Genomic DNA, 18377 nt, shown 5'->3' with positions numbered 1-18377 from the left:
AAAAATTGATGGGCAGAGACGGAAACGTGATGGTGTGGGATTCTGAGAGACAGATATTTAATGAGCTTACCCCAACAGAAATCATAACCTACTTACTTCCTGACGGCAGCGTGGAATGTCAGCTTTTCTTAGGATGGCTGCCTCAAGTTAAGAGCGTTTTCCTATACAGACGCAAGAGAATGGAGATAGTGTTTGTAGATGGGATGACATATAATATTCCTAATATGCCTTATTTATATGACAAATTATTTTCAATGAGGCATGGAATTTAAGATATATTGTAACTAAGCCTTATACGGGCTTTAGATAAACTTTATAAAAAGAGGATGAAACTATGGCAGAATCAATGAAGGGTATGAAAAGGACCCACAGATGTACGGAGCTTAGTAAGGCTGACGTGGGCAAGATGGTTACGGTAATGGGCTGGGTCGCTAAATATAGGAATAAGGGAGGTCTTATTTTCATAGACCTCAGAGACCGTTCAGGTATCTTACAGCTGGTGTATGAGGAGCAGGACTGTGGAAGTGAAGTATTTGAAAAGGCAGCAAAGCTTCGTAATGAATACGTAGTAGCGGCTACAGGAATAGTAACCGAGAGAACAGCTGTCAATGAGAATATACCTACGGGCTATATTGAGATAAGGGTAAAGGAGACAAGGATACTCTCTGAGGCAGAGACAACACCTTTTGAGATAGTAAACGACCTTAAGACCAAGGAGGAATTAAGACTTAAATACAGATATCTTGACCTTAGAAGACCTGATATGCAGGAGAAGCTTATGCTAAAGAGCAGGGTTTTACGTCTTATGCGTGACTTTATGGCAGATGAGGGGTTCTTAGAGATAGAGACTCCTATTATGTGTAACTCTACTCCTGAAGGGGCAAGAGACTATCTTGTACCAAGCCGTGTAAATCAAGGCAGCTTTTATGCCCTTCCGCAGTCGCCACAGGTGCTTAAACAGCTTCTTATGCTTTCAGGCTTTGACAGATATTTCCAGATAGCAAGATGCTTTAGAGATGAGGACCTTAGAGCTGACAGACAGCCTGAATTTACTCAGGCAGACATGGAGCTTTCTTTCGTAGATGTAGACGATGTGCTTGATGTAAATGAGCGTCTTATAAAGCATATTATGAAGGAAACAAAGGGCATAGACATAGAGCTTCCTCTTCCTAGGATGAAATGGAAGGATGCTATGAATGACTACGGCTCAGATAAGCCTGATACCAGATTTGAGATGAAGCTCGTAGACGTATCAGAGGTAGTAAGAGGATGTGGCTTTGGAGTATTTACTTCGGCTCTTGAAATGAAAAACGGAAGTGTAAGAGGTATCAATGTAAAGGGACAGGCAGCCATGCCTCGTAAGAAGATTGATGTGCTTGTAGACAAGGCTAAGGGCTTTGGAGCCAAGGGACTTGCATATCTTGCTGTGAATGAAGACGGCACTTATAAGTCCTCTTTCTCAAAGTTTATGACAGAAGAAGAGCTTGATAAGCTTGTCCAGACTATGAAGGGTGAAAAGGGAGACTTACTTCTTTTTGCAGCTGACAAGACTTCACTTGTATGGAATATCTTAGGTGCACTTAGGCTTGACCTTGGAGAAGAGCTTGGACTTATAGACAAGAGTAAGTTTAACTTCCTTTGGATAGTGGAATTTCCTCTTCTTAGCTGGAATGAGGATGAAAACAGATTCCAGGCTGAGCATCATCCTTTTACTGCTCCTATGGAAGAAGACTGGGCAAATGCTGACAAGGATCCGGGAAGCATAAGAGCAAAGGCTTATGACATAGTATTAAACGGATATGAGCTTGGTGGAGGATCTGTAAGAATATACCAGGATGATGTACAGGAGAAGATGTTCGAGCTCCTTGGATTTACCAAGGAAGAGGCTCACAACAGATTCGGCTTTCTCCTTGATGCCTTCAAGTACGGAGTGCCTCCTCATGCAGGACTTGCTTATGGAGTAGACAGATTTGTAATGCTTCTTGCAGGGGCTGAGAATATAAGAGAGGTAATAGCCTTCCCTAAAAATAAGGATGCAATGGACCTTATGCTTGGTTCACCGGGCAGGGTTGATACAAAGCAGCTTGATGAACTGGGAATTACGGTTAAAGCAAAAGAAGATTAACTACAAATATATCATATTTTTTAATGCTGTGGATTGTTTACAAGATTAAATATGATGTTTCTATTGATAACATGTTAAATAAATGGTATATAGGTTATAAGGCTGTGTAGTGTCTATAGCCTATATACCAATTTTATTATATGTCACCCACATTATCTTATTGAAATCCACGAGATTCCATGTATCAAGAGATATAATGGAGGGTATTGCGGCTTTGCAGTCATTTGCCCGACAGACAGATATAAGCCGTATAAGATATTGTTGAAAATTAAGGAGAAAGCTATGAAAGTAGAAATAAGTGATTTTGGGAGAGCAAAAGATGGATCAGTAGTGAAATGTTATTCTCTTAACAATGAGAGAGGAATGAAGGTAACCCTCTTAAATCTTGGCGCCATAGTCAAAGATATAATTGTACCTGATAAAGAGGGTAAGCAGGTAGATGTAAACTTAGGCTACGATAATGTGGAAGGATATTATGATAATGCCGAGGCTCTGGGTAGCTTTGTAGGCAGAAATGCAAACAGAATCGGTGGAGCCAAGGTAATCATAGACGGAGTTACCTATGAACTTGAAAAGAATGACGGAGAGAATAATCTTCATAGTGGAAGTAACCGCTCTCACTATATGCTCTTTGATGCTGAAGTTCTTGAAGATGAGTATGCTGTAAGAGTTAGGTTTATGCGTACATTTAGGGATATGGAACAGGGATTCCCGGGCAAGGCAGAGCTAAGTATAACCTACACACTTACAGAGGATAATGAACTTATCTTAGAATACAGGGGAGTAGCTGATAAGGATACTGTTATTAATCCTACCAACCACAGCTACTTTAATTTAGACGGAGAGGGAGATATCCTCGGACACAAACTCTATGTAAATGCGGATAGGTTTACAGCCATTGGAGAAGATATGATACCAACCGGTGAACTTGTGGATGTGGAAGGCACTCCTATGGATTTAAGAGTAGCTAAGACTGTGGGAGAGGGAGTAGACTCGGATTATCACTATATTAAGCTTGCAAAAGGCTATGACCATAACTATGTATTAAATAATACTGTAGTAGAGATAGAGAAGGTGGCAGAGTTTTCTTCTGAAAAGAGCGGAATAACTATGGAAGTGATGACGGATTTACCGGGAATGCAGATATACACTGCTAATTTCCTTGAGAATAAAAAGGGAAAAGGTGGAGTAATTTACGGCAGAAGATCGGGTTGCTGCTTTGAAACCCAGTATTTTCCAAATGCCTGCAATGAGAAAAACTTTAAGTCAAGTATAATAAGTGCGGGAGAGGAGTATAGAAGCACTACAGTGTTTAAGTTTAGGTCATAAATACATCTGTTGTAAAAAACACTTAATATAGTTTTACAACATCGACTAAATAGTGTAAACTGAATTTGTATTAGACAAGTAAAAATAATATTGATTGGAGAAATGAAAAATATGAAGAAGCCCGTAATTGGAATTTCAGGAAGCCTTATAATTGACTCTTCAGGTAGCTTTGCAGGCTACAAGAGGTCATATGTAAACAATGATTATATCCTCTCTGTAATTAAGAATGGGGGTATTCCATTTATTATTCCATTTAATGAGAATGAAGAAGTTATTAAGGAGCAGATAGAAATGGTAGATGGTCTCCTGCTTTCAGGCGGACAGGATGTAGCTCCTAAGAATTATGGAGAAGAGCCTACGCCAAAACTTGGTGATATTTTTCCGGAAAGGGATGACTTTGAATATGCTCTCCTTAAGGCTGCACTTGAAGCAAAGAAGCCAATACTTGGCATTTGCAGGGGCTTACAGATAATCAACACATACTTTAACGGAAGTCTCTACCAGGATCTTAGCTATATTGGAACTGAAGTGCTAAAGCACAATCAGGTAAATTCTCCTTCAATGGTGACACACTCTGTTACTCTTGATAAGTCTTCAAAACTCTTTGATATCTTTGGAGAGGAGAAAATTAGAGCAAATTCCTTCCACCATCAGGCAGTGAAAAAGGTAGGAGACGGTCTTGCCATATCTGCTAAAGCTCCTGACGGAGTTATTGAAGCCATTGAAAAGACTGATTATCCTTTCCTTGTTGCAGTACAGTGGCATCCTGAGATGTTACACCTGACAGTGGAAATGATGAATAAATTATTTATACGCTTCATAAAGGAGGCTGCGAATGAATAAAAAAATGAAATTCTGGTCTATAGTGCTTCTTACAATCAACTCAATCATCGGTACGGGAATCTTCCTTTCGCCGGGAGGAGTTACTAAGCAGGCAGGAAGCATGGCGCCTTTTATCTATATTTGTGCTGCTATATTTGCAGCAGTGCTAGCAGTAACATTTGCGGCAGCAAGCAAATACGTAGTTAAAAATGGTGCAGCCTATTCCTATGCAAGAGCTGCATTTGGAGCCAATACAGGTATGTTCATAGGTGTAACCAGATATGTATCTGCAAGTATTGCCTGGGGAGTTATGGCTACAGGTGTAGTAAAGAATGCACTTTCAATAGCGGGCATGGATCCTAAAAATATGGTTAATGTGACCGTTGGATTTTTAGTGCTGATGCTTCTCTTATTTGTAATAAATGTTAAGGGTACAGCTTTCTTGACACTTATAAGTGATTTGTCTACAGCGGGAAAAATGGCAGCTCTTGCAATCACTATAATTGCAGGTGTGGTAATTATAATTATGACAGGCGAGAATCACATTTCAGATGTTGAACTTCTTACCAATGCCGACGGTAGTGCGCTAATTCCTGCTATGGATGCAACTGTATTTGTAACAGCTGTTATCTCAGCTTTCTATGCATTTACCGGATTTGAAAGTGTAGCTTCCGGTGCTAGCGATATGGAAAATCCTGAGAAGAATCTTCCGAAGGCTATTCCTCTTGCCATCGGTATAATTGCTGTAATTTACTTTGGTATAGTGCTTGTGGCAATGATGATAAATCCTGTTGCCCTTGTACAGTCAGAGGAGGTAGTTGTACTTGCTTCAGTATTTTCAAACAAGATAATTAGAGGAATTATTGTCATAGGCGCCCTTATTTCTATGTTTGGTATAAATGTAGCTGCTTCATTCCATTCTCCTAGAGTATGTGAAGCGATGGCTAAAGATGGTATCTTACCAGCCTTCCTTGGAAAGCGTAATGCAAATGATATTCCTCTCAATGCCTTCGTACTGACAGCAGCACTTGCTATAATTGTTCCTATGTCATTTATGTATGATATGCAGGGAATTATGATAATCAGCTCAATAGCAAGATTTGCACAGTTCATTATTGTTCCTCTTGGTGTTATCGTATTCTTTATGGGTAAACAGAAAGAAGAGATTATCGATGCAAAGAAAAATATAATTACAGATGTAGTCTTACCTATAATTTCAGTTGTACTTACAGTTATTCTTCTTTATAAGTTTAACTGGAAGGGACAGTTCTCAGTTACAGATGCTGAAGGAGTTTCACATCTTAACTGGTATGCAATCACAGCTATGATAATAGGATATGTAGTACTTCCTATAGTTGTATATATCAATTCAAATTCAAAGAAAAAATAGGAACCGGAGGTAATGGCAGTGAAAGGATTAAATACCAATATGCTTCATGGTTATCCGGTAATTGACGGATATACAGGTGCGGCTTCCATACCTAAGTATCAGACATCTACGTTTGACCAGAAGAGCTGTTATGTAGATGGCAAGAAATACAGCTATACAAGATTCGGAAACCCTACAGTTATGGCACTTGAAAGTGCAGTAGCTAAGCTTGAAGGCGCTAAGCATGCCCTCGTATTTTCATCAGGAATGGCAGCCATTAGCAATGTGCTTATGCTTGCAGGAGCAGGAGGTCATGTAATCTTCCCATGCGAAGTGTACGGGGGTACCTTCCAGTTTGCTACAGAGGTTATGCCAAGGCTTAATATGGAGGTTTCCTTCCTAGACTATGACAATTTGGAATTAGTTGAAAGTACAATAAAGGAGAATACTAAGATACTCTACATTGAGACTCCATCTAACCCTCTTCTTAAGGTAACGGACATAAGGAAGCTTGTAGAGATAGCTAAGAAGCACAAACTAATAACCATAGCAGATAATACCTTTATGACTCCTTTCTATCAGCGCCCTCTTGAGCTTGGAGTAGACATAGTTGTAGAAAGCATGACCAAGTTCATAAATGGACACAGTGATGTGGTAGCAGGAATGATTGCAACCAACAGTGATGAATACATAGGCTGTCTTGGACTTTTCCAGAAGAACTTCGGTGCTATCATGGGAGTAGAGGATGCCTGGCTTGTACTTCGTGGAATGAAGACCATGGGACTTCGAATGGAGAAGTCTGTGTCTAACGCAGCTGCTATCTCAGAGTTTCTTGCTAAGCAGCTAAAGATAAAGACAGTATATTATCCGGGAATACCATCCTGCAGATACTATAAGATACAGATGAGTCAGGCAACTTCCGGTGGAGCCGTATTATCTTTTAAGTTTCACAAGAAGGAAGATATGGATAAGTTTGTTGAGAGAATTAAAATACCTATTTACGCAGTGAGCCTGGGAGGTGTTGAGTCAATTATTTCTCACCCTGCTACCATGTCACATAAATGTATGTCTAAGGAAGACAGACTTAAGTACGGAGTAACAGATGAGATTCTAAGACTTTCCTGCGGTATTGAGGACATCGAAGACCTCATTGAAGACTTAGAGCAGGCACTTGCAGACTAAATATTTGGCTATTAAGTTACTTTGATTAAATTTAAAACCTGCATTTTCTTTTGGAAGATGTGGGTTTTATTTCATTATACAGTTAGTCTGATATATCAATGGATTATAATTATTCCAACCACTTACTTATAATAACAACAATTATATACTCAATTATCCCGTAAAGGGTAGAGAGCAAGGAAATAACCAGGTAGGCTGCAAGATTATTTATATCTGAAATTTCCGCTACGGCCATAGCAAGTGAGATAATACTAAGTAAGACACCTGCAGGAATGGCAATGTGCCTAAGTAGAGAAAGGATATCATCAAATGAACGCTTTCCGGATATAAGCACTGCACCAAGGTTGATAAAAACCAAAATAACCAAGGTTGGTAAGTCAAAAAGACCTGCGATTACCTCACTTAAATTAAGACTTGAAAGTATTCCTATTAGAAGAGCAGCTGCAATAAACAAAGCAAGTCCTGCAAACAATTTTGCAGCTACCTTCTTCTTGGAAAACTTATTCTCACGAATAATCTCGACAATATTTGTTTCAGCCTTTTCAAGGTAAATATCTTCGTTAAGATATTCACCTGAAAGCAGCTCATTTACTTTGATATTAAGAGCATCACATAAAGTTTCATAATAAGAGATATCTGGAAGACTTTTGCCTGTTTCCCACTTTGATATGGTCTTATCACTCACACCTATTTTATCTGCAAGCTCCTTTTGAGTAAGTCCGGCCTTTGTTCTAGCCATTAAAATAAAATTGCTTATTTTCCCAGTATCCATACTTTACCTCCTAATAAGTGATTGTGCCTATATTATAGAGCCAGAGCAAAGGAGAGTGCAACCTACAATTTGTAGAATAGCTCTACTATCCGTAGAATGGTACGAAAAAGGAACCAATACACTTATCTGAGTGTGTTGATTCCTTTCCTATCAAATGGCATTAAATATTCTTAACACTAACATCATTAAATTTTATTTTGTTCCATAGATTCTATCTCCGGCATCTCCAAGACCCGGAAGAATATATCCATTTTCGTTTAGCTGTCTATCGACTGCACCAATGTAAATATCTATATCAGGGTGAGCTTTGCTAAGAGCCTCAACCCCCTCAGGAGCAGCTATGAGGCAGAGAAAGCGAATACTCTTTATTCCTCTTGCTTTGAGACGGTTGATTGCAGCTATTGCAGAACCACCCGTAGCAAGCATTGGATCAACTACAAAAATATCTCTTTCATCAGCATCTTTAGGAAGCTTACAGAAATATTCCACAGGTTCTAAGGTCTCTTCATTTCTGTACATACCGATGTGGCCTACCTTAGCGTTAGGTATGAGATTAAGTATACCGTCTGCCATATGTAGTCCTGCACGAAGAATAGGTACAATACAAAGCTTCTTTCCTGCAATTTCCTTAACTATTGTCTTCTCTAAAGGCGTCTCTATTAGCTTATCAGCAAGATGAAGATCTCTTGTTGCCTCATAGCAAATGAGCATCGCTATTTCTGAAACTAAGTCACGGAATTCTTTGGTTGATGTATCCTTGACACGCATAATACCGATTTTATGCTGAATTAATGGGTGATCCATTACTATTACTTTTGACATGATATCCTCCTGAATCTACTAACTGAAATTTCTTAAACTATCTACTAAATTTTAATTCAATAAAGCAATAATTACAAGAGGGTATACAAAAATAAATAAGAAAGTATACGTATTCTACGTAGAGAAATTTAATTTCTTAAGAAATTACAGAAGAATCTTCAAAACAAAAAATGATTCCCCTACAAGCGGGGAACCACTTAAGAAAGAACTAATATTACTTGTTGCCTGATGTGCTTGAGCTGCTTGTTGTAGAAGAAGTTGTGCTTCCTGTAGTAGAGGCAGCAGCACTTCCTGTAGAAGAAGTCTTACTTCCTGTAGCAGAAGTATTCGCATTGCTTGTTGTTGAAGCACTCTTATTTGCTGAAGCAGAAGTATTTGTAGTGCTTGTTGTTGTCTCTTTCTTTCCACATCCTGTAACAAGACCTGCTGTACCAACAGCAAGTACAAGAGCTGCAGTTAAAACTAATTTTGTCTTTTTCATTTTTTTAATCTCCTTTTTGTGTTTTTGTTATTTTCCTAATTGAAAATTACAGTAACAATAAATAACACTATGAGAATAAAAAGTCAATAAAATAGATAAAAAATACACAGATTATTCACAAAATCCAATCAATAAAAATGTAATAAAAATAGCTGTCTGCAAGCATAAAACCTACAGACAGCCTTCATAAGTCTATATCCCAAATATAATAAACTGACCTATAATGAGTATAACTACTGTACAGGCTTAAGAGCTCCATCAATTTCAGCAAGAGCCTTAGCTCCACCCTCCACAGTAAAAATCTTGCTCTTATCGATTCCGGCTTCAATTAAGATACCGGTTGTCTTCTCAGCGCCTCTCTTACCTGAGTTACATACGATGTAGATGTTCTTTCCATCATTAAGCTTAGAAGTAGCATATTCCTTCATAGCTGACTCAAGAGAAGTATCATCAAGAGGGAAGATTGGCTGCCACTCAGAACCTTCAACAGCACCCTTCTTATAGTTCTCTTCTTCTCTTACATCAAGGATATGGCTGTCTGTAACCTTTAATACATCAGCAGCTGGAATGTACTGATATGCTACTGCAGAAGCGGTACCTGCAGTGGAAGTCTTACTTGTGCTATCACTTTTGCTTCCACAACCTGTTACAGCACCTGAGATACCAAGTGTAAGTGAAAGTGCAGCTACTAATGCGATAATCTTTGTATTCTTCATTTTGAACTCCTTTACTCACTTTTTTCATTTGCAAAACATACTATACCTTTTATCACGATAACTTAAATAAGTCAAATAGAAATACGAAATAAAGAGGCATATTTATTATAAATGTTTATAATCACAATAAGTTTTGATTATCATACCACTGTGAAATATATTCTTAAATATGAAGTGCTAAAAGTCATATATTGTACTCTTAAAAGTACAATATATGCGTATTTCAGGGCTTTTTATGTATTAAAAGATAAACATTATCAAAATTAGTTGACTTTAGATTGTACGTAATCTATATTTAAGTCAAGAAGAAAAAACAACACTTAACAAAACTTATATACTAAGTGAAAGAGGTTAATGATGAGAGAAGAATGGAGCGGCTTTACACCGGGGATTTGGGAAAAAGAGATCAATGTTCGTGATTTCATTCAGAGAAACTATACCCCATATGAGGGAGACGATACCTTCCTTGCAGGACCTACAAAAAGAACCGAGGAATTGTGGGATCAGGTAATGGATCTTACATTGAAAGAGCGAGCTAAAGGCGGAGTGCTTGACATGGATACCAAGATAGTATCTACAATCACCTCACACGGACCGGCATACCTTGATAAGGAGAAAGAAACTATAGTTGGTTTCCAGACAGATGTACCTTTCAAGCGTTCCCTTCAGGTAAACGGCGGTCTCAAAATGGCTATGAAAGCCTGTGAGAGTAACGGATACGAAGTTGATCCTCAGATAGTGGAGTTTTATTCCAAATATAGAAAGACACATAATGACGGCGTGTTTGATGCGTATACAGCTGAAATGAGAGCCTGCCGAAGCAGCCACATTATCACAGGCCTTCCTGACGCATATGGAAGAGGCCGTATAATAGGAGATTACAGAAGAGTTGCTCTTTACGGTGTAGACAGACTTATCGAAGAGAAGAAGAAAGAAAAAGAGACAACAAGAACTACAATGTACTCCAATATCACAAGACTTCGTGAGGAGCTTTCAGAGCAGATTAAGGCTCTTAATGAACTTAAGGAGCTTGGCAAAATCTACGGCTTTGATATATCAGGACCTGCTCACGATACCAAAGAAGCTGTACAGTGGCTGTACTTTGCTTATCTTGCGGCAGTTAAAGAGCAAAACGGTGCGGCGATGAGTCTTGGACGTACCTCAACCTTCCTTGATGTCTATGCAGAAAGAGACCTTAAGGCAGGAAAATATACAGAAGAAGAGATTCAGGAATTTATTGACCACTTCGTAATGAAACTTCGCTGTGTTAAATTTGCAAGAACTCCTGATTACAATGAAATCTTCTCAGGAGATCCTACTTGGGTAACAGAGTCAATTGCAGGTATGGGTATAGATGGAAGAACCATGGTTACAAAGATGAGTTTTAGATATCTTCATACCCTCTCAAACCTTGGAACCTCACCTGAGCCAAACCTCACGGTACTTTGGTCAGTTAAACTTCCTGAGAACTTCAAGAGATTCTGTGCTAAGACCTCAATCCAGTCTTCATCCATTCAGTACGAGAATGATGATTTGATGAGGGTAACTCACGGAGATGACTATGCCATAGCTTGTTGCGTATCTTCTATGAGACTTGGTAAGGAAATGCAGTTCTTCGGAGCTAGAGCAAACCTTGCAAAGTGTCTCCTCTACGCTATAAACGGAGGAGCAGATGAGGTTAGCGGCAAGCAGGTTGGACCTAAATTCCGTCCTATTACAGGTGATTACCTTGAGTTTGATGAGGTTTGGGAGAAGTTTAATGACATGATGGAATGGCTTGCAGGAGTATATGTCAACTCACTCAATATCATCCACTATATGCACGATAAATATTGCTATGAGAGAATCCAGATGGCTCTTCACGACAAGAACGTACATAGATGGTTTGCAACCGGTATTGCAGGACTTTCAGTTGTTGCGGATTCACTTTCAGCTATCAAATATGCTAAGGTTAAGGTCATCCGCAATGAGGCAGGGCTTGCAGTTGATTACGAGGTAGAGGGTGACTTCCCTAAGTATGGTAATGATGATGACAGAGTAGATAATATTGCCTATGATGTAGTTGACATTTTTATGGGCTACATCAAGAGAAATCATACCTATCGTGATAGCGTACCTACAACATCAATACTTACAATCACTTCAAATGTAGTTTATGGACGCGCAACCGGCTCAACACCTGACGGCCGTAAGAAAGGTGAAGCGTTTGCACCTGGAGCTAACCCAATGCACAGACGTGATACCCACGGTGCTATGGCAAGTCTTAGCTCAGTTAGTAAGCTTCCATTTAAGGATGCACAGGATGGTATTTCAAATACTTTCTCAATTATTCCTGATGCACTCGGCAAGGGAGACAAGATATTCTTTGGCGATTCAATTGAATTTGACAATAAATTTGCTTGTGCCTGCGATGAGCCAAATGTCATTATCCCTGAGGGAGAGTAAAGCAGTCTTTCAGGTATACGGATACCTGTTGATGATAAAAGAACAGTTAATTAACCAACCTGAACTTTACAGATATTTGTGAAGTATTTAGGGTAATAACAGTCTGTGAAGCAGACAAAATGAAAGGAGAATACTATGTCAGTTAGTGAAGCTCAGATTGATAACCTTGTAAACCTTATTGATGGTTATGCAGAAAAAGGTGGACACCACCTCAATGTAAATGTATTTACTAAGGACACCCTGCTTGATGCTCAGGCACATCCTGAGAAATACCCACAGCTTACCGTTCGTGTGTCAGGCTATGCAGTAAACTTTGTAAAGCTTACAAAGGAACAGCAGGATGAGGTTATTTCAAGAACCTTCCACGAAGGAGTATAAGAAGTTTGGGTGGCTGTCGCATTAAAGTAGCTTTGGTGTGACAGCCTTTTTTGGAGGCAGCTATGGGAAATGAAGAGATTAAAGGAAGAGTACATTCTATAGAGACCTTTGGTACTGTTGATGGTCCGGGAACAAGGTATGTGATATTTTTGCAGGGATGTCCAATGCGCTGTAAATACTGCCACAATCCGGATACCTGGGACTTTGCAGGTGGTAAGGAAATGACTCTTGATGAGATATTTGCAGGATATTATTCTAAGAGAGAATTCTACAGAAAGGGCGGTATAACCTGTACAGGTGGTGAACCGCTTGGACAGCTTAAGTTTGTAACTGCTTTGTTTAAGAGGGCTAAGTCGGAAGGGATACATACCTGTCTGGATACTTCGGGAATATATTATCCTCTTAAGCCTGCTAATAATGGAAAGACAGAGGAAGAATATCTAAGCAGCGGCGCTTACAAGAGTTATGAAAAGAGATTGGCTGATTTTTCTGAACTTTTTAAGGTGACTGATCTTGTACTTTTAGATATAAAACACTCCGATCCGGAGGGACATAAGGAGCTTACAGCCAATTCCATTGAGCCTGTTCTAGCCTTTGCCAAGGCGCTTGAAGAACACAAAATCCCTATTTCAATCAGGCATGTAGTAGTTCCCGGAATTACATTTAATAAAAAGGAGCTTCGAGGAGTGGGTGAAATCATGGCGGGGCTTAACAATGTAGTCGGACTAGAAGTACTTCCTTATCACACAATGGGAGTAAATAAATATAAAGAGCTTGGAATGACATATCCACTTGAAGGAGTACCAAGTTTGTCCAAAGAAGAGGCAGCGGCCGCAAAGAATATCATACTTCATTCCATGCAGGAAAAGAGAAAAAATGATGGCAGGGACTAATCCACAGTCATCATTTTTTTCTTTATTAGCATATTTTAAAAAATCAATAGTATGCTTTAGAATTCTTGTAAGGTAAGCAGCTTATAATTTAGCCTTCTCTAAACTTATCCTTATATTTCCTTGTAACTATGTAGTAGCAGACTAAATGACTTAAAAATGTAATTGTCCAAGTCACCGGATATGATATAAATAGTATGTCAAGTGTCCTAAACTTCACAAATACAGTATATATCCATACTATCCTTAGTCCACATGCACCTACCAGTGAAACTATCATAGGTAGGATGGAATATCCTATACCACGCATCGCACCAACCATTACATCCATCAGTCCGCATAAGAAATACATTGTAGATATAATGGACAGTCTTATAAGCCCATAGCTTATCACCTCAGTTTCATTGTTGTAAGCAGAGAGCAGAAACTTACCAAAGAAATAAGCAGAATTGCCAAGTACAAGACCGGTTATCGTAACAATAATCAGGCAGTTGATAAGCACCATTTTTATACGCTTAAATTTCCCGGCACCGAAATTTTGACTGGTGAAGCTTATGCAGGTTTGATGTAAGGAGTTCATTGCTACATATACAAAGCCCTCTATGTTGCTGGCCGCTGTATTTCCAGCCATGACAGTTGAGCCGAATGAGTTGACTGAGGACTGTATAAGTACATTTGATATTGAAAAGATACAGCCCTGAAGTCCGGCAGGAAGCCCTATTTTCATAATATCAATACATTTCTCGGTAGTAATCTTAATCTTATTTAGGTGGAGCCTGATTGCTCCTGTTTCGTGCTTCAGGCAAAGAAGTATGAGCCCACAGGAAACTCCCTCAGAGATAACTGTTGCAATAGCAACACCGGCTACACCCAAGCTAAATACAGTGACAAGAAGAATATTTAGAATCACATTTATCACACCTGCTATAGTCAGATAGTATAGAGGACGCTTTGTATCTCCGATAGCCCTAAGAATGGCAGCACCAAAGTTAAGTATGAGATTAAGTGGCATGCCAAGGAATAATATTCTCATATAAAGAGTGGATTGGTCTATAACATCTTCCGGGGTAGACATCATTTCAAGCAGGGGACGGGTAGCTATAATGCCTATCACAAGCAGGATGAAACCGCCAATAATGCCAAGTGCGACAGAGGTATGTACGGTTTCAGAAACAGACTTATCATCTTTTGCTCCCTGGTACCTTGCGACAAGGACATTGGTACCTATGGATAGTCCCATAAAAAGGCTGACTAGGAGATTGATGAGTGAGCCTGTAGAGCCTACAGCGGCAAGAGCAGTCTTTCCTGTAAATCTTCCTACAACTATAACATCAGCAGTATTAAACAGTAGCTGAAGTATACCGGATAGCATTACAGGGATAGTAAATTTAATTATTTTGGTAGTAAGCGGACCTTCTGTCATGTCCATACGATAAGAAATTCTAGCTGTTTTTTCCGCCATGATATCTCCTTAGAATCAAATATGTATTGATATGAGTGCCAAATACTTCTGACACTATCACCACTAATCATTGAATATTAACAATATTCATATCCTTTAATTCTATTACAGACTTGCGATAAAGTCAAAGGCAATTAATCCTCCATTTACACTGCGAAATTGAATAATAAAAGCTAATAATTATGAGATTTATGTATAGATAATTTTAGAAAATGACATAATTTTAACATTAAATTCTGTAATACTAAGTGATAAGAGACAAATAGCCTGAATAAATAGCGATTATTGGGGGGATATAATGTTTAGAATTGCCATCTGTGATGATGTTAAAGCAGTATGTGATGACATAAAGAGTGTTATTTTAAGCAGTGATAAACTAAAAAATGGAGAATTACATATTGATGTATTTAATAATGGAATAGCTCTAATAGAAGAATTAAAAGATAATATACGATATGATCTTATATTTTTAGATATTGAGCTTGGAGAGATTAATGGTGTGGAGGTGGGGCATGTCATAAGGGATGAAATCGAAGATTATAATACTAAGATAGTATACATATCCGGCAAAAATAGCTATGATAGACAGCTCTTTGATGTTCAGCCCATGACATTTATAAGTAAACCTATTGAGAAGGAAAAGGTTATCAAAGCTGTTCTTCTGGCACTTAAAATTTCAAATAGAGAAAATAAAATCTTCAAGTTTGCAAGCTTTAAGAGTACTATAAAGGTTCCTTATTCGGAAATATTGTACTTTGAAAGCTACAAGAGAGAAATTAAAATAATCTGTGTAAAAGAAACCTATAGCTTTTATGGGAAAATGGAAGAAGTAAAAAAACAACTGCCTGAGTTTTTTATACAGCCTCACCGCTCGTATATAGTAAATTATGAGCAGATTAAACAATTCAAACCAGATAAAATTATTACTTTTAACGGAGACAGAATTCCTATAAGCCAGCCCAGGCGTAGAGAGATAAAGGAAATACAGATTAGGATAGAAAAAAAGAGGATGGAAGATGAGCTTAATTAATATTATATTTGTAATAATTAATGTCTTGGGAGTTTATACAGTATATAAACTTATGGGGTTATTTTGTGGTGTTGAGAAGATAAAGAGTAAAAAAGCTTTAATAGGAATTTACTTTGTTTATTATTTATTAAGCTGTATGAATTTTATGTATATAAATATACCTCTTGTTCTACTGTCATTTAACCTTTTAATGTATTTTCTTATTAGCCTTAATTACAGAATAAGTATAAAAAAGAGGGTAATGGCGGTTGTTTACACATACCTGATTCAAATATTGGTTGAAGTTCCATTTATAATATCAGCAAACTATCTTGGATTAAATATTTTTGAAAAAACTGATTTGAAGTCAATGTATATGATTATAAGTGTAAGATTATGTACATATTTAGTGGTTATAATCTTAGACGGTTATATGATGACAAAAAGAGAAGAGACTGATATTCCTTTTTCCTCATGGATAGGGATTGTGAGTGTGCCTATAGTTACGTTAGTATTATTGATTTTATTTTTGAATATTTCTACTCTTGATAATAAAATAGAGGTTATTTTAGCAGTAACTCTCATAGCACTGGTGAATATTGCAAATTACTTTTTATATAGCAGTACATTAAATATAATGCGAGAAAATAATAGAAAGGCTATAATTGAACAGCAAAATGAATATTACGTGAAACAGTTTGATTTAGTAAAAGAGAATATGAATAATGTAGAGAGACTTAAGCATGACATGAAGAATCATATATTTGTGCTTAAAACTCTTTATGATAATGAAGAAAAAGATGAATATGAAGGTTATGTTAGGGAACTGTTAAAAGAAATGGAAGGCAGAAAAAAACTGGTAAATTCAGGAAATATTGTAGTTGACAGCATTGTAAATTATAAACTTTTAGGACTTGTAGAGAGCGATATTGAATTTTTAGTGAATGCAAATATTCCTGATAAGCTGGAAGTTTCAGATTTTGATTTAACTACGATACTTGGTAATCTGCTTGACAATTCGGTAAGAGCGGTAAAAGAAACAAAAGAGAATAAATATCTGAGTATTGATATGCAGTACAAATCCGGAAGACTTATTATCCGGTTAGTGAATTCATATAAGCATGTAGAACAGATAAAAAACAGTAAGTATTTTATTTCAACAAAAAAAGATAAACATAAACATGGAATAGGTCTGCTAAATGTTGAAAGAACTGTTGAAAAATATAATGGAATGATAGATATGAAACTTGTAGATAACAGGTTTGAAGTAATGGTGATTTTATATTGTTGAGGTTACCAAATGTATAATGCTCTAACATCGATATAAATGGTGATGTTGGAGTATTTTTTTGTGTTAATGTATTTTCAAAATATAAGTTATTACATTTAAACCTACATTTCGTTACATTTTGGGCATAGAGCTTTTTAATAGTGTATAATGAAAACAGCTTAATAAATAGTGAATACTAGGAGGTGATTCCAATGGTGTAGTAAGAATTATTAAAGAATTGCAGTAAAATCATATCAGAAAGGAAACCTAAGTATGAAAAGAAACATAATTCTAAAAACATTAGCTTTCTCACTTGCCATAACCTTATTATCAATGCAAGGAGTTTTTGCAGCTGGCGCTGAAATTCCTAATAAGTTTAAGTTAGAAGAAATTACTCCGTCAGCAACTAGAAATGACGTGATAAGGTCATATGACACATATCAGGGAGAGGTAGTTATTGTTGAAGAAGTAGTCAAACTACTAGATGGTGCAAAAGCCTATTACGTTGGACCGGTTAAATTTTTAAGACGCGATGGATGGTTTGGAAGATATAGGTACCTGGGAAAATTGAACGAGTTTAAGTTTATCAAAATGGTTAATCCGGATGGTACAGTTGTAACACCTACAAGCCAAGGTAATAAATATTAATAGCTTCTAATTTGGAATGGTACTTAGTGCTGTTGCATTAAGGAAAATACTGTATATTGTTACATTAGTGCAACAGCATAATTTTACACAATTTACTTGGAAAGAAATGGAGGCTGTTATGAAGAAGTTTATTTGCAATTGGATGCTTCCGTTACTTTTAAGTATAATAATATGTTTTACAATCTCTAGATTTGTCTTCGTAGTTACGGTATCTACTTCATCTATGGATAATACACTAAAAAAAGGAGATATTTTACTGGTAACACGCATAAATTTAGAGGAATTAGTCTATGGTGATATAATTGTTTTTAATCATCGTATATTTAATCCTAATGAAGCTGCTTATGACGAGAAATATGTGAAAAGGCTTATAGGTTTACCTGGTGACGAGATTCATATATTAAATAATCAGCTTTATATTAACAATAAAATTATTAAGGAAAAATACATATATGATGATGGAGATACGCGGATGTTTAGCGGGGAGTTTTCTGTTCCTGATAATGAATTTTTTGTACTCGGAGATAACAGAAATATCTCTTATGATTCCAGATTTTGGGGTTATCCTTATGTAAAGAAAGAAGATATTATAGGTAAAGTAGTTTTTAATTTTTCAAACCTAACATATTAGACGTTGTTTTTATTTGTATTTTTAAA

General features: G+C 37.3%; 18 protein-coding genes. 13 read left to right on the top strand and 5 right to left on the bottom strand.

Translation table 11 applies throughout. The features are described from left to right. The first annotated feature begins 8 nt into the window (after positions 1-8). The 6 genes from ACO6HM_RS02730 (at position 9) to ACO6HM_RS02705 (ending at position 6827) form a co-directional block, all read left to right on the top strand. The gene (locus ACO6HM_RS02730; protein WP_485389654.1) at positions 9-272 is read left to right on the top strand and encodes a hypothetical protein; all 264 of its coding nucleotides are present in this window, start codon (positions 9-11) and stop codon (positions 270-272) included. Between the two features lie 62 nt (positions 273-334). Next, complete coding sequence (gene aspS / locus ACO6HM_RS02725) at positions 335-2125, top strand: aspartate--tRNA ligase (RefSeq protein ID WP_485389653.1); 1791 nt, start codon at positions 335-337, stop codon at positions 2123-2125. Positions 2126-2407: 282 nt separating this feature from the next. Next, a complete protein-coding gene (locus ACO6HM_RS02720; RefSeq protein ID WP_485389652.1) occupies positions 2408-3454 on the top strand; it encodes an aldose epimerase family protein in 1047 nt (348 codons plus the stop codon). Between the two features lie 111 nt (positions 3455-3565). Then, a complete protein-coding gene (locus tag ACO6HM_RS02715) occupies positions 3566-4297 on the top strand; it encodes a gamma-glutamyl-gamma-aminobutyrate hydrolase family protein (RefSeq protein ID WP_485389651.1) in 732 nt (243 codons plus the stop codon). Next, entirely contained in the window at positions 4290-5666 is a 1377-nt protein-coding gene (locus ACO6HM_RS02710; protein ID WP_485389650.1) for an APC family permease, read from the top strand. Before ACO6HM_RS02715 ends, ACO6HM_RS02710 begins: the two co-directional genes overlap by 8 nt. Positions 5667-5684: 18 nt before the next feature. Then, positions 5685-6827, top strand: coding sequence for a trans-sulfuration enzyme family protein (locus tag ACO6HM_RS02705; protein ID WP_485389649.1), 1143 nt, complete (start codon positions 5685-5687; stop codon positions 6825-6827). Between the two features lie 109 nt (positions 6828-6936). Here the strand turns inward: ACO6HM_RS02705 and ACO6HM_RS02700 are convergent, their stop codons facing one another. The 4 genes from ACO6HM_RS02700 to ACO6HM_RS02685 all read right to left on the bottom strand — a co-directional run bounded on the left by ACO6HM_RS02700 (position 6937) and on the right by ACO6HM_RS02685 (position 9618). Next, the gene (locus ACO6HM_RS02700; protein ID WP_485389648.1) at positions 6937-7599 is read right to left on the bottom strand and encodes a helix-turn-helix transcriptional regulator; all 663 of its coding nucleotides are present in this window, start codon (positions 7597-7599) and stop codon (positions 6937-6939) included. Positions 7600-7791: 192 nt separating this feature from the next. Beyond that, positions 7792-8421, bottom strand: a complete 630-nt coding sequence (upp, locus tag ACO6HM_RS02695; protein WP_485389647.1) for a uracil phosphoribosyltransferase — start codon at positions 8419-8421, stop codon at positions 7792-7794. 214 nt (positions 8422-8635) lie between these two features. Continuing rightward, positions 8636-8902 carry a hypothetical protein gene (locus ACO6HM_RS02690; protein ID WP_485389646.1) on the bottom strand — a complete coding sequence of 89 codons (267 nt, stop codon included), beginning with the start codon at positions 8900-8902 and terminating at the stop codon, positions 8636-8638. Positions 8903-9135: 233 nt separating this feature from the next. Further along, positions 9136-9618, bottom strand: a complete 483-nt coding sequence (locus ACO6HM_RS02685; protein WP_485389645.1) for a rhodanese-like domain-containing protein — start codon at positions 9616-9618, stop codon at positions 9136-9138. A 357-nt stretch (positions 9619-9975) separates the two neighbouring features. Between ACO6HM_RS02685 and pflB the strand changes: the two genes are divergently transcribed. The 3 genes from pflB to pflA all read left to right on the top strand — a co-directional run bounded on the left by pflB (position 9976) and on the right by pflA (position 13334). Next, positions 9976-12063, top strand: a complete 2088-nt coding sequence (gene pflB, locus ACO6HM_RS02680; protein WP_485389644.1) for a formate C-acetyltransferase — start codon at positions 9976-9978, stop codon at positions 12061-12063. A gap of 135 nt (positions 12064-12198) precedes the next feature. Further along, positions 12199-12441: an autonomous glycyl radical cofactor GrcA3 gene (gene grcA3 / locus ACO6HM_RS02675; RefSeq protein WP_035039570.1), complete on the top strand. Its 243-nt coding sequence runs from the start codon at positions 12199-12201 to the stop codon at positions 12439-12441. Positions 12442-12503: 62 nt separating this feature from the next. After that, entirely contained in the window at positions 12504-13334 is an 831-nt protein-coding gene (gene pflA / locus ACO6HM_RS02670; RefSeq protein ID WP_485389643.1) for a pyruvate formate-lyase-activating protein, read from the top strand. Positions 13335-13422: 88 nt separating this feature from the next. Here pflA and ACO6HM_RS02665 read toward each other — a convergent pair whose 3' ends face one another. After that, complete coding sequence (locus ACO6HM_RS02665) at positions 13423-14793, bottom strand: MATE family efflux transporter (RefSeq protein WP_485389642.1); 1371 nt, start codon at positions 14791-14793, stop codon at positions 13423-13425. A gap of 298 nt (positions 14794-15091) precedes the next feature. On the opposite strand from ACO6HM_RS02665, the gene ACO6HM_RS02660 reads away from it, so the two are divergent. The 4 genes from ACO6HM_RS02660 to lepB all read left to right on the top strand — a co-directional run bounded on the left by ACO6HM_RS02660 (position 15092) and on the right by lepB (position 18351). After that, a complete protein-coding gene (locus tag ACO6HM_RS02660; RefSeq protein WP_485389641.1) occupies positions 15092-15823 on the top strand; it encodes a LytR/AlgR family response regulator transcription factor in 732 nt (243 codons plus the stop codon). After that, complete coding sequence (locus tag ACO6HM_RS02655) at positions 15810-17093, top strand: sensor histidine kinase (RefSeq protein WP_485389640.1); 1284 nt, start codon at positions 15810-15812, stop codon at positions 17091-17093. The genes ACO6HM_RS02660 and ACO6HM_RS02655 overlap by 14 nt, the downstream gene beginning before the upstream one ends. Positions 17094-17345: 252 nt before the next feature. Further along, positions 17346-17720, top strand: coding sequence for a hypothetical protein (locus ACO6HM_RS02650; RefSeq protein ID WP_485389639.1), 375 nt, complete (start codon positions 17346-17348; stop codon positions 17718-17720). 118 nt (positions 17721-17838) lie between these two features. Beyond that, complete coding sequence (gene lepB / locus ACO6HM_RS02645; RefSeq protein ID WP_485389638.1) at positions 17839-18351, top strand: signal peptidase I; 513 nt, start codon at positions 17839-17841, stop codon at positions 18349-18351. The last annotated feature ends 26 nt before the right edge of the window (positions 18352-18377 follow it).

This window comes from Catonella sp., from assembly GCF_057250765.1.
Note: the sequence above shows the minus strand (reverse complement) of the source record. Positions and strands in the feature narration are given on the sequence as shown.